Source organism: Aequorivita sp. CRS11 (assembly GCF_059693805.1).
The window spans coordinates 121,709-137,064 of the sequence record NZ_JCATIG010000001.1 but is presented as its reverse complement, the minus strand read 5'-3'; the positions used below and the strand labels follow the sequence as shown (position 1 = coordinate 137,064).

The window sequence follows — 15,356 nt, the reverse complement described above, 5'->3', positions numbered from 1 at the left end:
TAATAAACTATACCAATGGCTCGATGGAGAAAACATCTAGTTTCGATTTTCTGAAATTTCGGGTTCTTTTTAATACAGCAATTCCGTTTCGTGAGCCCGCTTGATTAGTGTTGCCTTCAATGGTCTCAATCACGTCGTTGCCCACGGAAATGATAATACCTGTATGCGTCCAATCATATCTAGATTTTTGCAAAAGAAAAAAATCACCCGGTTTCATCACCGAAGGATTGTTGCGAACCGTTTGGTAACGCGTCAACAACCCTTTGCTCAAACCTGTAGTCCCAACGGTATCGCAACTGTAAGTAAGCGGCATTAAGCTGCGGAAATCCTTTCCGAGTGCGCTGGCGGCCTGGTCTAAAATTGTTTGTGCAAAGCCCATGCACCAGTACCAAGGCGAACCGTCGTGGCCGTCCATATACGCCCGAACCCACGGGCCACTGTTGGATTGTCCTTTTATTTCGAGTTCGAAAGGGGCATTCCTTAAATGATTTTCAGCCGCTTCTACCATTGCATTTCTTAGCGTGGTTGACAGCAATGGTCTTTCAAAAGCATCTTTCATGCCTTCGCAGAGTTTTTCAAAAAGTTGCGGGGTAACAATCCCGGTCTGGCTGCTATTTGTTGCCTTTTGAAAATTTTTGACCGCTTTTTCGGTTGCTGGGCCAAAATCGCCGTCAATTCCGGTTACAGTACCACTTTCGGGGTTTTGAATGGCATAGAGTGAAAGCCAAGACTGTATTTTCATCACATCTTTTTTAGTATTGTCGCCGTGTCTTTTTTGGGTCTCGCTAATGGTGAGCTCTTTTAGGTATTTGTCTTTTTTCATGATTTCATGTATTAAATTGTTTGTTTTTTGAGGAAAATTATTTTCGATTCCTGCACGGCGACGAGCATCCCGTTCCAAGCGCCAACTGTGTGTATGAAATTATCGATTTCAAAATCTTCAACATCTTTTTGAATAATTGCAGATTTCCATTGGTAATTTCCATCAATGTCCATTTCCTGTTTTTGTAGCCAGAGCGTAGCCTCGTTCCTGGAAACCGCCTGTAGTTTTCCGATATTTGCGTTTTTTGAAGCAACACAATATTTCTCGTCACTATGCTGAAATTTTAAACAGACCCTGTCGTTTTCTGCCCATCCGAAATAAATATCTTCATTTGCTTGCCCAACTGTTATAGACTGTGAAATATTTAAGAAATGTTGCTCATTTGTAATCAAATCAATTACGATCGTTTTGTTTTTTTCTGAAATAATCGCGAAAAGGGTTTTCGGGACGGCGATGAGTTTTGCTGGCGGATTTTCAACTGGTATTTGCTGAATTTGTTCTATTTCAGAATTATTAAAATTTAAGATGCCTCGCTTTATTTCATCAGCTTTTTCCTGCCAAGCGACATATATTTTGTCCGTGCCGCCAACCATGGGCCAAATACTGGGAGTGATTTCTAAAGGTACTTTTTGAAGAATTTCTCCAGAAAAATTTATAGCTACAATTATGGCTTTTCCATCATTATCACTCCCGGAAACAATTATTTGGCCTTCAAAAATATAAGCAGATGTCGATAATATGGGAAGGGTTTTAATTTTTTCAAAAGTGAAAGAATCACTCATTTTAAATACAAAAGTTTCTCTCTTTGCAATTGAATTTGTTAAGATGAAAAGACTTTCCTTCCAAGAAACCAAAACGGCATTCGTTTCAACAGCAACGGGCAGTGAAACGGTTTTTTCAATTTTCAGAAATGATTTATACTTTGTCATCTTAATTATTTTTCTGATTTAGGCATTGTCATGCATAAATTCCGCAAAGGATACATAGGCCGGTATAAAAGCGGCCTCCACGCCGGGTGTTGAAGCGGCGAGGGCTTCCAAAAGCAATGATATCTGCTGCCGCGGATCAGCCCGGAAAAAGTCTGGACCTATAAACAGCGTATCGCCTGCAATGGAGGCTCCACCCATCCAAGACACTACACCAACGGCAAGGCCAAAGACTGTTAAGTCTCTTTTTACGGCAAAGCGCATCAATTTATATTTTTCAACGATAGCGGCTAATTTCACCATATCGTCCAAAGTTGGTTGGTTTGGCGGAACGGAAGGATCATTTACGGGAAATCGCAATGCAGCTTCGTGCATATATGCATTGGCCCAAGTTGCGGCCCAGGTTTGGGAGCCATCGCGTACTAATTGTGCTTCCCCGAAGAGTTGCCCCGAATGGCTTGTTGCCCAGGCCAATCTTTTCTCCAATTGTGCAATTGCAAGTTTCAGTGGGTCTTCATCCGCAGCATCTATCCCTATAAAAGTATCATTGTACGGCGTGCTTATTCCGGCCGGCACCGCATTTGCATTTCCTGTAGTCTGTACTTCTTTTGCGAAAAGCGCAAAAAGTGCATAGCTGTCTGAATTTCGTAAACGGTCTTCAGGCGAAAGTTGGAACATCATCCGTTCGTGCCTATAAGCCACGTCTTTTGTTCCTTCGGTAGGAGCTCCCGCGCCACCCAAAGGTGTGGTTCCGTGGGCGCTTTCGTGAATTAGATTTCTAGCGGCATCATTGGTGTTCAAACTTTTAAAGGTAGGAACGCATAAAGTCATGGTTGAAGCAGAATCGACACCATTATTATATGCTATTGGCCCATTTTCACAACCGCCGGTATCACATTGGCCGCCACAATTTGTAATTGCGGGCAAACCTGCAACATGCGCTTGCAATCTTAACAAATTGCTTGAAAGTGTTGCTAAAATGGCGGCATCATTTCTTCCGAAAAATTGCTGTACTAAATTTGGGTTAAAATCTGCGTGTGTTGCATTTGTAGCATTTATGGCTGCAGTCATTGCGTCATTGGCTATGGGCAATGCGGTATTAAAAGCTGTCAATGTATCGGGATCCATCGTTGCACAGGGCTGGGTAGGCGGATTTACTTTTTGTGGAGGATTGCTTCCCACAACTATTGCATCGCAATCCAAGGTTGTGGGAGTAGCCGTTCCTGTTAGGATTTCAACGCTTCTCGCACTTGCAAAATCACTTCGTGTTGAAGTGGCCGCGGCATTTCCAATAGCCGAAACAACGCTTATGGCGTTTGGATTCTGCTGTAATCTTGCCAAAACCGCATTGGCTCTATCCTGCGCAAGGGTGGTGGGCTCTTCCATGCTTGCAAAGCCAATCAGCCTTACATTTGTGGGTGTTGTCAACTTTAAGGCATCAATTGCGGCAATTCCACCAGGAGTAAGAATGGCACTTCCCGCTGCGAAAAAAATCTTGTCCTGCGAAGAAGCAGGTATTCTCGTAATCTGAAAATCGTTTGGTCCCGCTGTTGGCATTACGGCCGGGAGCGCACCAGCGGTTGGCTGAAGTGTTACTAGGCTTTTTCGGTTTTGGGTTGAATCTATGGCTGAAAATTCCTCGGTTTCACCGTGTGCAAATTTGTTAAAGGTTGCGATTGAAGGAATACCAGCACTTCCATCGCTAGGGTTTTTCAGTTCGTTTTCCACGGCATTTGCGCGATCGCAGGAAAGACGCCAATTGGTTGAAGCCGCTCCATCACAGCTCGCAAAGCCATCAATGCGTACAGTGTCATTGCGTGCGTCGGCGTGCCACTTTGCCGCAATTGCTGAAAGCGCTGCTTTGCTTTGGGCGTCTATGGCCCAGTTTCCGACTACATAATTTATTTCAGTATTTTGATGGGTTGGGCGTGATGTCTCAGTAGAACATCCGTTCATACCCGTTGAGGGAATTGTGACTGGGCTATTTTCGCAGACCCGCTGAATATTATTATGAATGCCCTTATTTTGCTGAAGTACGTGCGTAAGCTCATGTGCCAATAAGTGTTTTCCAGATTTTGTGGAAGGATTGAATTTTCCGGAATTGAAATAAATATCGTTGCCATTTGTAAAAGCCTGCGCTCCCAAAGCGCGGCTCATTTGTACGGAGGTACTATTGTTGTGAATGCGTACATTGCCGAAATCTGCCCCAAAACTTTTCTCCAATTGTGCTTTTGAATTTTTGGGAAGGGGAGTGCCACTGCCTTTTGTACTTTTTAAAGTATTTTCAATACTTGAAGTTGAAGCAGCGCTGCTTTTGGAGGATTTTTTTTGAATGTTTTCTTCTTTCTGTTCGCAGGCTTCACATTTTTTTTGGATTTTGGAAATCCCATCTTCTTCAGAGGCTTTTGAAATAGCGGCCTCCTTTTCACATTCCTCACATTTTTCTTGGATTTGTTCGTCTTCAACGCTCTTTAATTGGACCAACGGGGTTATGGAATCGGAAAGCGGCTTTTGTTGGATTTCCGTATTTTCTTCGTCGGTTTTTTTCTGAATTGTTGCTGGTGGAAAAAAAGTTTTCGAAGCACGGAAGGCACCATTTTCCATTCGCTGCACCACTTTATCGGCTACGGAATCGGCTTCTTTTTCATAAGCATCGTCGGCTTTTCCCACAGATAGCTTGGCCTGTGCCGCAAAAAAAGGCGTATTGCCTTTTGTGGGCTGCAAGGAATTTGGTTTTCCGTTTTGGGCGCTATTTATTGAAAAAGCTCTCATAATTTTACCAATCTACAAACAGGATTTTTTCCTTCCACGGAATTTTGATCAAATGCACATTCCACGGCAGTTTGTCCAATAGAATATCCTGGGTTTTGCGTTGAATATAAAGCTGTTGTTTTTCTGCTGAAACCGTGAGTTTGCCTTCCCGTTGCAAAAATTCGTTTTGAAGAATTGCGGTGGAATTGCTTTTCAGCGCCGTCCAATGGCCAAGCACGGCCTCCAGCAATATCTCACAGGCCATTTTTTGCTCCTTTGTCAGCAAAATATGACGGTTAATTGGGTGGTGAAGAGGAACATTACAAAGAAATTTTTCAAAAACAAGTTCGTACTCATACGCCTGTTCATTTCCCGTTGCCAAATAGTGGAGTGCGTGGATAGCTTCATCCATTTTTTCAGGTTTGATAGTCTTTTCCGAAAGAAAATCCATTTTTTCAAAAAACATTTTTAGGAAGGGATGCAGTAAAATCAATCCTGCATTTTGTACCAAAATACCATCTTTATTTGTTTCAGTCTCTTCTATAGATGTAGTAGTATCTATCTCTTTTTGCTTCTTTTCGGTTTTAAGGGAAACTTCAGTTTCAACCGTTTCCTTTTGAAGATTTTTTGTGCTCAAAGAAATATCTGAACCGAAACTTTCCTTTGAAATTTGTCGCAATTTCGAAACTTCCTCGGAAGGAATATTTCGGAATATTTTTTCAACTTCTTTCGCGCTTTTTCGAATTGAATATAAAACCACAGCTTCCCAAAATTGGTTTCTGAATTTTTGGGAAACTTTGTATTTCAAATGACCTGTTTCGGTTTTTTCTAAGATTGTATTTACAATTTTGAACAACTGGTTATTATCAAATTGATAAATCAATCGCTTCCGAATCGTTGCTTTTGAAAGAAGGTTTTTCAGTGCTTTTAATGTTTCACTTTTGGAAATTGTTTCCTCAAAAAAACCTTTCCATATATTTGGCTTTTGCTCAAACCACCACGGCAGTGTTCCTGTTTTTAGAAAATGAAGAAATGCTTCGGCCTCGTTTTGTGCAGGCGACGTGGTTTTAAAATCATTCCACTCCGGGCTTAAAATATTTTCTTTATTAATCGTTCTTTTTAATTCTTTGATAATTAATATTTTGAGGTCTTTCAAAGAATCCTTTTCTTTAATCGAGATTACCAAGGAAATATTTTCAATTCGAATAATTTTTGAAGTGTTTTTTTGAAGTGAATTGAAATAGCTGTCCATTTCCGGAAGGATTTCTTCCTTAAAAAAATCGCCCAATCCATCTTTTAGCTGCATACCATGGGCAAGCGAAGGGGTATTTACCCCAATTTGCACTTTTTTTATGATATTTTTTCGCGCAACCATTTGTGGTTTAGTTTTTTAGACTTATATTTATGGTTCGATTCAGAGATGAATTACTGGGTTGTGTATATTTTAGTTCAAGTTCTTTTATAGTTTGTACTTTAGTTCGTTCGCTAGGTTTACTTTCGTCGGTCTTTTGTCTTACTTGTAGTGCTAGTTCTTTAGTGTTTAGACCCATAAGGGTATCATTCGGATTGTACAATTTTACCGACTGATACCCTTCTTTTTTTGCGCTATTTTCAGCCAAACTTCTCATATACTTATCGCATTTTCGCCCGTTGGCGTTCCAAAATAGAAATCGGCCACGGTTTTGTATTTTGCCATTGCGGCGTCCAAAACGCTTGAGTATTCAAAATTTGTGATGTAAATGGACAGATTTGTAACTCCTGTTTCATTGTGAAGATATTTCCGCAGGTTCACGAACAGCACAATATCATCGTGGGTGTTTTTCTTGTTTCGTCTGTGGTGGTCGAGCATAAATTTGTTTACCCAAGTGCCGTTTACCCAATCGCCGTCCAATCGGAACTGTAGATTGACGCCAGTTCCAGTCGCCTGGTTTAAATCGCGTTTTAAGTTGCCGATTATGGTTCTAATCTCTTGTGGCAGCTGTGCTGAAGAGGTAACCATTCGGGTCAATCCTGCTTCAATTATTATAGGATTGGTAACCAATCGCTCTGTGAGTTTACTCCATTTTGCCCACTTTTCATCGTAGGTTCCGTAATCATCATCTTTATTTACTGGTGCAATCAGTGCGTGCAGTTTTTGATAGAAGGCCTCGCGGTAATTTCTCAAATCACGGCAACGCATCGCATCGGGCCTAAAAATTCGATTGTTTCGGAACATTCCGTTGTTGCTGTATGTATAAATGGCATTGTTGTTTGTCTGTGAAATCTCCCGAAGGCGAATGGTGAAAGTGTCTTCTTTCGCACGCGTAATGACCAGCCTTTTCTGACTTTCATTAAAGTCGAAAACCACACCTTTGTCAAATTTTTTATTTAACGCTTCGGTCACTGCGTGTATCCTTCTCAAGAATATTTCCTTTAAAGGAATTGTAATTGTAGTCGTTCTATTAATTAGCGGTTCGCCGTTAATCCTGTATTCAATAACCTGCAGCACATAATTTTGCGGCATCGGTTTATTGCGGCTCTGCGTTCCTTTCAAACTTCGTGAAAGGTTGTTCATATATTTTAGCGAGCTGATCCACGGATAGGTACATTCCATCAAAGAGCAGCAACCGTCCGAAGCAGTGCTGACTTTATTCGAAATACAAAAATCGGCCACCACATTTTCCCTTTCGGAAACCAACACGAAGGTTCCGCCTTTGGGAACTCCCGCTTTATGGGCAATTGAAGGGTTTTCCCTTAAAAAAGAAGTAAAAGCCTGCGCATCTTTTTGAATATCAAAAAGCAAACAGTCAAAATCCAAAGCGTAGTCATTCTTCAAATTATTTATTGCATTGCGGCTGTCCTGCGCGGGATGACCAAAATGTCCTTCAATCCTGTAAAAATCGTTGCAATCCAACTCAAATTGTAATGGATTTTGCACCCAACTGTTCGGCGCGAGATTTTCTTTGTGAAAGCTTACGTTGAACCGCTGTTTGTAATTTTCGGTTTTGTTGAAATCCCAAGCGGTGAGCATTTCAGCATCAACTTCGTAATAAACGGGAATGGCTTTTTCGCCCAATTTTCCGCAGGTTTTTGAAGGCGTAATGGCAATCTGTCTTTCATCGGAAAGATTGAAATTGTCCAAAACCAAAACCAATCGCTGAACCAAACTTTTCGCCGTTTTTAGATATTTGGCGTATTCATTGTTTGTGGGTGAATGGTAAAAATCGTGGCGCAATTCGGGATAAATTTCTTCGGAAGCAAGTGCGCCCAGCAACAAATGCTTCGGAAATGCCTCAATATTTGGGCAACATTCGGTTTTCAGTTTTAAAAGAATCTCTGCCAGTTCATTATAGGTATCGCTTAAATCGCGTACCAAATCATAGCGGTATTGAACCTTTTCATTGGTATTGAAATCATCCAAATTATTTATCTGGTTCAACATCGTGTTCGACGTTCCGTCCTTTATATCCAAAACGTCGGAAAAACCTTGGAACAATTGCTGAAACGCGGAGTGCAAACCGTTTTTTGAAGTTGTAATTGCAGCTTTAAAAGCAGCGGTCAATTTTGTATATGAAGTTGCATTACTATCGTTTAAAATTACCTTCGGAACAGCCGTTAGCGGAAGGTTTGTAAATGCCTCGTAAACGTTGTGCTTCGTAAAAATGGCATCCTTTGCATTTACGATATTTTCAACATCTTCCCGGTCAATCAATAACACCCGAAGATTTTGGATATTTAGCTGCCCTTGATTGTCGCAATTTGTGGTGGTACAGATATCTGCTTCTTTCGGAAAACTTTCCAAATACAGTACGACAACTTTTTCATTGAGCAATTGTGAATTAATTGGAAGATGTCCCGCTTCCAAATCAACCTTTTCCTGTGGAATCAATTCCCACAAATCGATAGTTGCATTGCCGTTTCTGAAGTGTTTGTACTTAGCCTTATCATCTTCAAAATCGCGAAAATGCGAATACTTGATGCTTTCCAAGACAATAGAGGTATCAGAAGAGTTTTTAATACTTTTTTGAAGTTTCAGCAAATCACCATCGGTCGTAACGCCGCAACCCTGCGTGATGGTTACAAGTGAGTTTTGATTATTCACGGAAACCTTAAAACCACAGGCCACGCCAATGCCCACAAGGCATACGCGCGTTAAGCGGTCTTGGTCCTCAAAATATTCTATAAATTCGTTCAACTGCCCGGAGGTCAGTACTTGGTCGTCCACGAAGGAGCGGTACTGTGGAGTAATTTCCATTAATTTAGTGCCCATAACTTTGGTATTTTAAAGTTTGCCCAGGTTGGTCCTGCCCAGGATAATATCTTGTTGTTCTTCGTCATCATCACAATCGTGAAGCGTTCCCTGCGTGTAAATGGTATGCAGCGTACTCATTATTTTGATGAGCCTTTTCAGTTTTGTGGTCGGTTGTTTTTGGCCCATATCGGTTTTTGCCAATAGCCAAGCTTTGTAAGCTTCTTCCAATTCCACCATTTCATTTTCCTCGCCTTTGGTATCGTAACTTTTTGGGTAACCAATCCAACAGATTTTAGCCATAATATGCGAAGGCAATTCCTTTTGAATCAGTTCTTCCAAAAACCTTCGGAAATCCACATTGCTGTAGCGTTCCGTCCATCCCGGCAAAACAATGGAAACCCGGAAAGAGTAGGGGTCAATGCCTTCGCAACCCTCGCAATTGTCTGTACAGATTGGTAAAAAGGTATTCTCGGGAGCAATGTCTTTTGTAACATCGGGACGAAGTAGAATGTGTTCAATAACATACATTCCTTCGTTGAAATCGAGCGTGTTTACAAATTCAACGGTTTTGGCAATTGCATTTTCGGCGGCCGATTGAGTTGAAAAACTCGAAATCCTTCGGGCAATCACGTGGCCTTCATCGGTTGTATCGGGAATGTTCGGATTGGTAAGGTTGAAGTAAAACTTTCCGGCGGTATTCACTTTTATCTCATAGTTTTCAGCAAAGCGGCCGTAATTTTTTACATTTAAAATTTCCTTGTAAAGCGAAGCCAAATTGTGGTAATGCTTGCTGGAGGAAGAAAGGATTTCCTTGTTTTTGCTTCGGAAACGGAAACGGTATTCAATGATGCCGTCGGTGTCGATTTCCTCGTAAATTTCCAACGGGTCGTCAGAGAAATTTCTTCGGAAATAATTTGGGTTGCCACTCAAAAGCGCGATGCGTTTTTGAAATGCCGAAACATTCCCGGTATCCCACAAATTTTCGGCTTCCTGTTCAAAATAATTGAAACTCAGCGGACGTTCACAGCCAATCATCCCATATTGCTGAAGAAAACCTTCCTTGGTTTTGATAACCGCAGCGTCGGTATTGCTGCCGTAGAGTTGTTTCATCAAAAAAGCGTACTCGCTGAAACCTTCCGCAAAACGGGAAAGCAAATGATCGAGAATTTGATTTCTGCGGGCAACTTTATTGTCAAGGTCGGAGAACAAAATATCCGTAATGGTTGAATCGGATGAATAATTGGCAGAGACCAATTCCGAAAGGTCTTTTACATTGTCAACCATCTGCGTGAAATAACTTTTGTCAAGCTCTCCGTTGATTGAAAAAATATCCTTTACGTTTTTTAGATGCGCAAAATAGCTTGCGAAAATCTGGTCAAAAAAGAGCAGATATCCTTTCAGTTGTTTCACTTTTGCGCGGTCTGCAATGGTTGCCGTGCTTTTTACGCCCAATTCCCCAACACCGTAAACTTCAGGAAAATCGTTTTGTATCGTACTGTAATTGCCAACATCGGAAAACCGTCCAACCGGCAGTTCCAACGATTTTTTCTGCGAAGCTGTGTCGAGAATATTGGCTTCGATTTCATCATAAATCGTTTCCAAATAATCGGCTACCGCTTTTTTGTTAATGTTCAACGGAAGAAATCCTTTGTAATAGCTGAACGAACTTTTATCGCAGCGTTTCGGCTTTTTTCCTGCGGGAATGCAGAGATTCCAGATTTTTTTGGTTTCGGGCTTGCCATCGCAATTATTAATAGTGATGTCACGGATAACATCAACGCCTTCAATTTTTTGAATCAAATCAATCAAATCGGTCAATCGCACCTCTTTTCGAAGTTCTGTTTTGCGCAATTCAGCAGTATCAATAAATCCGTTATTTAATAATGGACCGTTAAAGATTTCATCGGGCGCATAGCCTTTTTCAAGCATTTCCTTTAAAGAGTAGAAGCGGAGGGAAGGCGACAGATATTCGTCAATGGTGTATAAAATCTCGGCATGCACTTTGTCCTCATCGGCTTCGGGTTTCAGTTCCAAAATGGCGCAAACGGCAACGGGATGGTTTTCAACTTCCTCAATTTCAATTACATCTTCGCAAAGATTTCGGTGTGCGTGATAAATCGTTCTAACCTCTTCTTTCAGCCTTTTTATTTCTTTGTTTCGCTTCGCTTCGGTATTGAAAATTTCAGAATCCAGTTCGTCCAATTCCACCAAAACATCGTACAATCCGTTTAAAACAAATTCCTTTTTATACTTTTCCTTTATTTCGAAAGGTTTGTAGGAAAGTTTGTTTTCCTTGCAGTTGGCATATATTTTCTTTTCGTGCTTTTTCAGCCAGGCATTTTTCACGCCCTCAATGTCGATAAACAATTTTCGGTAATCCAGCGCGGTTACTGGTTTTATGGGCAGTGCGTTTTCAGCGGTCAGAAATTGCTCATTCAAAAAACTCGGGTTGTTTTCCTCTGCCAAAATATTCTCCAACGGAAGGGAAAGCCGCGCGCCCAAATCGGTAATCGCGTAGCACAAAACCTCCAAAGTCGTGATTCCCGGGTCGTGGGCGTTGTAGTCCGTCCACAGACCGCTACCCAAAGCCTCAATGTATTCGATTCCCTTTTTTCTAAGGAATTCGAAGTCAAGGTCGTCCTGAGTGGAAGTGTCCTTCTCGATGGTGCTGTATGTTTTTACGGAAGACATACGGTTGGTTTTTTAGGGGTTTGTTCACTGCATTTTGATTGCACGGCGGTTATAAAATGCTTTTTTGCCGAGACCAAAACTGCTTTCGGACTCGATGGAATTACGTTCGTTTTTTCAATATATGCTGAAGTTTCAGAGGTTCTGTGCTTCACACTCACATCGTCCAAAAAGTCAACGTATGGCTGGTTTTCCAAATAGGAAATGAGTTTGTTTTTGTGAAAGGCAACACCAAAATTCAACACGGAAGTTTCCGAATATGCCCAGGGCGAAAGGTATTTTTTGATTTCTTCCTCAATTTGTTTTGTATAGAAATTTTCGTCAAAACCTGCATTGAATTTCACACCGAGCGTAACCTCAACTTCTTGGTAATCGGGGTTTATAATTTCCGCTGAGACGAAAAACGTATTCAGTTCGTTGATGTAATTTTGAATCTCGTTTCGCTTTGCGGTACTCAATCGCGGCTGAAATATATCGAAGGCATTATTATTTTTAATATCAGGAATCACAACTACCGTAACATTTCCGGGCGCGTGAAAATCGTTGCCTTTTGTGTGGTTTAAGCATTTCACTTTATACACTTCCGGGAATTTTTCAAGAATTAAATGCTCGTAATCCCACAGTGAAATGGCGCGGTCGCGATGGCGAATCCGTTCGCTCACGCGGCGATAATAACTTTCATCGCTTTCCTCGGGTTTTCCGCCGAAGGAATTGTAGGGTTGCAAAACACTTTTTATTGCGGAATCGCGCTCGGTAAGTTTGCTGATGGTTTCGGCAGGCAGACCGTTTTTAAGGTGCGAAAGTTCATTGCCATTGTTTACGAAAGTTGCCGTAATAACCTGTGCGTGGACGTTTATAAACCTACAAACCGCATCGAAGCTTTTGGGACTTTTTGCGCGCAGCCAAACCATTCCCGAAGGCAACAACGTATTGTTTTCGGTAGCTTCACGCGGAATTGTGATGGTTACAATTCCTGTTTTTAGGAAATTATCCGTTGTATTTCCCAACAGATAATCGCCGGTAAGTTCCATCCATAAATTGTTTGAAAGCACCGCCCACGAAATTTTTTCAGAAGAAGAAAAAGCTTCCGCCAATGGATTTTCGGTTCCTTCCAATAATTGAAACAAAAGTTGCACTTGCTGCAATGCTTCGGTATTTTCAAGGCCGATGTAAAGTTCACCGCCAGCACAGTACGTTGGGATTAATGTTTCGGAAGTCTCCGCCTGCCCAAAAGGATGCTCGTGAAACAATTGTATCTTTTCAAGATTTGCGGTTTGTGAAACACCAAATTCCACTTCTTGGCTCGCGGTATAGCTTAGTTCAATTTTTTCAATAATTGGGGTGTACGGTTCGTTGGGAAGCACGGTATCTTCTTCCGTGGAAAGCGCGAGCGCATAAACCTTTGGGAACAGTGCGTGCAAAAACGATTGGTTCAACGATAGTTTTATCGGCCCGTTTTTCCCAGTTGTGTAATTTGCATTATTGATGGAAAGATTGCTTTCGAAAAGTTCCCCATTTTTGGTAAAAAGCGGAAAGGCACCGTTTACGGTTACCAAATTTTCATTGTTTTCAACGGAAACTTTCGCCTTAAAATAATCGTTTCCGGTTACGTAAAGATTGCTCGGGCTTGAGGTTGGATTGAAAGTAAGCCCAGCAGGTTTTGCATATTTTTTGGTTACCGTATTAAAATTGAAATAAAGTGTTTGAAAATACAGATTTGGCGAAAGATTGAAATTGGTATCGTCCCTTCTGTAAGCTATGTAATGTTGTTTAAAATCGGCCGGCGTGTTTAGCCAAGAAGCGTGAAGCGAAACGGTCTCCCATCTTTTACTAAACATTTCGGGATAATCAATGTAAAATGCCGAGCGTTCCATAGGCTGCGTTCCGAAAGGAAAATAGGGTTTGTCTGCCGCAAGTATTCCAAAATCATTTTTCAGCTGGAGATTTTCAGCTTCCGAAACCGAAACTTTTACGGTTGCATTTTTTACTTTCTTCTGAAGCAATTCTGTGTAAAGTTGATAACCGATATTGAATTCGGGTAGTTTTGTTTTAAGCAAAAAGCGAAATACGGGTTGTTGGGTTTCAAAATTTTCTTTGTGAATTTCTTTGTTGTATGGGATAATCGCTTCTTCGGTTTTATCAATTTTTAAACAAAGCTGAATTGTTTTATTTCCTACGGAAGAAGCAAATCCATTGACAGAAGCCGAAATTTTAAAAGGTCCCAACCAGCCTTTTTCACCCGTTGCAAAAATGTCAAAACAATCAATTAGCTGTGGAATGTTGAAAACAGGAATTGATTTTTCAAGATTGAATATTACCTGAACTATGCGTTTGCCTTCTGCTAAATTTAGCGTTGGTGCTGCTATTGAAAATCCAAGGTTCGGAGTCTGTAGAGGCAATTCGGGCCTAAAGTGGAAAGGATAGCCAAACGGTAGCCAATTACTAGTATCGTTTTTAAACGGTTCGCCATTGCCGTCTGCGGAATTTACCACAGGTGCAGCAAATAGTCCGTTGAATTCATCCGGATTTAAATTATTGGCTTTTCTATGATGGTAAACACTTTTTAAAGCAGCAACCTGTACCTTGTTTACAACTACTTCTTTGTCGGTTGTGTATTGAATGCGTTTTCCGAAAGTATCCTTTCCAGCTTCCAGTAGCGTGTGTTCATCTACTTTAGATGTAGAAAAATTCTTGGCCAATTCAAAAATAAGATGAACACTATCTGCGACCGGAGCTTTTTTATCAATTTGAAGAATTTCGTTGTAATAGAAATCGAGATGTCTTTTGGTAAGCGTATTAAAATGTGAATTGGAAATTTCAAGCAATTTCAGAAAACACACAAAAAGGGTGAGGTGCGGGGAGAGGTTATTGGAATTTTCAGCTTCAGAAAGAAAACTTTTTATTTTATCCTTTTCGATAAGAAATGATTCCCAATTTCCCGATGGCACTGTAGCGTTTTCAACTGAAAAATAGTTCACTTCCGAAGCAAAATTGTAAGCAAATTTCATCCAGTCTTCCGTTGAAAAATCGTTCAACTTCAAATTTTCTGGAAGCATGGCGCTGATTGACCTTTGGGTTTGTTCGGTGCCCTTATGGTTTATCAGGAATTTATTTTCACAGTTTTTTGCCATTATTTTTATACTTCAGTTCCTTCGGTTTTATAGAATGGAAATACCATATTTGCCCATGAATTTGTAATACGGACAATGTATTCGATGTTTATCAAAATTTCGCCGTTTAGTTCGTTAGTTGTGTCCAGCGATATTTTTTGTGCGGTGATCCTAGGTTCGTAATAGAGGATTGCTGTTTCAATCAATTCTTTTATATACGTTTTCAGGGTAACATCAAGTGGTTGGAACAAAAGTTCTTCCAAATTGCAACCATAATCTGGAAGCATAATTCGCTCGCCCAAACGTGTAGACAAAAGAATCTCAAGGCTTTTATTGATATCGGCTACGCCTGCGGTTATTATCAATTCACCGGTTTTTTTGTCAAAATGGGGTGGAAAACTCCATCCTTCACCTAAAAATATTTCTGATGTATTCATATTAATTATTTTCTATTTCTATTATTTATTTTCGTCATTCGACATCCGTCATCCAACACTTATTACACTGAGCGCAGTCGAAGTGCGTTACCCACCAATCAAGACCGTAAATTCTCCCAAAACAATGCTTCCACCGTGTGCTGTGCTGTCTCCCAAACGGGCCGCTGGCATTCCGCCAATCAATACAGATGACGAACCCATAATGATTGAATCCGGCGGTCCTGCGCATGTCGCCATATCTCCAACTCTTGCCGCGGGCATTCCGCTAATTAAAACGGTTGGTTCTCCCGCTGGAAGGATTGGTCCACCAACATGTGGACTTCCGTTTGGGTTTGTCATCGGGCAGATGTGCATATCGTTTATTCTGGCTGCTGGAGGCATAAGTTGGTT

Annotated in this window: 9 protein-coding genes; all 9 read right to left on the bottom strand. The window is 41.0% G+C overall.

All coding sequences use genetic code 11. The features are described from left to right. Positions 1 to 7: 7 nt before the first annotated feature. The gene (locus AC58DT_RS00605; protein ID WP_497214811.1) at positions 8 to 823 is read right to left on the bottom strand and encodes a peptidoglycan-binding protein; all 816 of its coding nucleotides are present in this window, start codon (positions 821 to 823) and stop codon (positions 8 to 10) included. An 11-nt stretch (positions 824 to 834) separates the two neighbouring features. Continuing rightward, the gene (locus AC58DT_RS00600; RefSeq protein ID WP_497214810.1) at positions 835 to 1,752 is read right to left on the bottom strand and encodes a hypothetical protein; all 918 of its coding nucleotides are present in this window, start codon (positions 1,750 to 1,752) and stop codon (positions 835 to 837) included. Positions 1,753 to 1,770: 18 nt separating this feature from the next. Next, positions 1,771 to 4,521 (bottom strand): eCIS core domain-containing protein, encoded by a 2,751-nt coding sequence (locus AC58DT_RS00595; RefSeq protein WP_497214809.1) that lies wholly within the window; start codon positions 4,519 to 4,521, stop codon positions 1,771 to 1,773. A 4-nt stretch (positions 4,522 to 4,525) separates the two neighbouring features. Further along, positions 4,526 to 5,875, bottom strand: a complete 1,350-nt coding sequence (locus tag AC58DT_RS00590) for a contractile injection system tape measure protein (protein WP_497214808.1) — start codon at positions 5,873 to 5,875, stop codon at positions 4,526 to 4,528. Positions 5,876 to 6,124: 249 nt separating this feature from the next. Then, positions 6,125 to 8,749 (bottom strand): hypothetical protein, encoded by a 2,625-nt coding sequence (locus tag AC58DT_RS00585; RefSeq protein WP_497214807.1) that lies wholly within the window; start codon positions 8,747 to 8,749, stop codon positions 6,125 to 6,127. A 12-nt stretch (positions 8,750 to 8,761) separates the two neighbouring features. Then, positions 8,762 to 11,422, bottom strand: a complete 2,661-nt coding sequence (locus tag AC58DT_RS00580) for a baseplate wedge protein (protein WP_497214806.1) — start codon at positions 11,420 to 11,422, stop codon at positions 8,762 to 8,764. Then, a complete protein-coding gene (locus AC58DT_RS00575; protein WP_497214805.1) occupies positions 11,410 to 14,550 on the bottom strand; it encodes a baseplate J/gp47 family protein in 3,141 nt (1,046 codons plus the stop codon). Before AC58DT_RS00575 ends, AC58DT_RS00580 begins: the two co-directional genes overlap by 13 nt. 5 nt (positions 14,551 to 14,555) lie before the next feature. Next, complete coding sequence (locus tag AC58DT_RS00570; protein ID WP_497214804.1) at positions 14,556 to 14,966, bottom strand: GPW/gp25 family protein; 411 nt, start codon at positions 14,964 to 14,966, stop codon at positions 14,556 to 14,558. Between the two features lie 87 nt (positions 14,967 to 15,053). Next, positions 15,054 to 15,347: a PAAR domain-containing protein gene (locus AC58DT_RS00565; RefSeq protein ID WP_497214803.1), complete on the bottom strand. Its 294-nt coding sequence runs from the start codon at positions 15,345 to 15,347 to the stop codon at positions 15,054 to 15,056. Positions 15,348 to 15,356 lie beyond the last annotated feature (9 nt).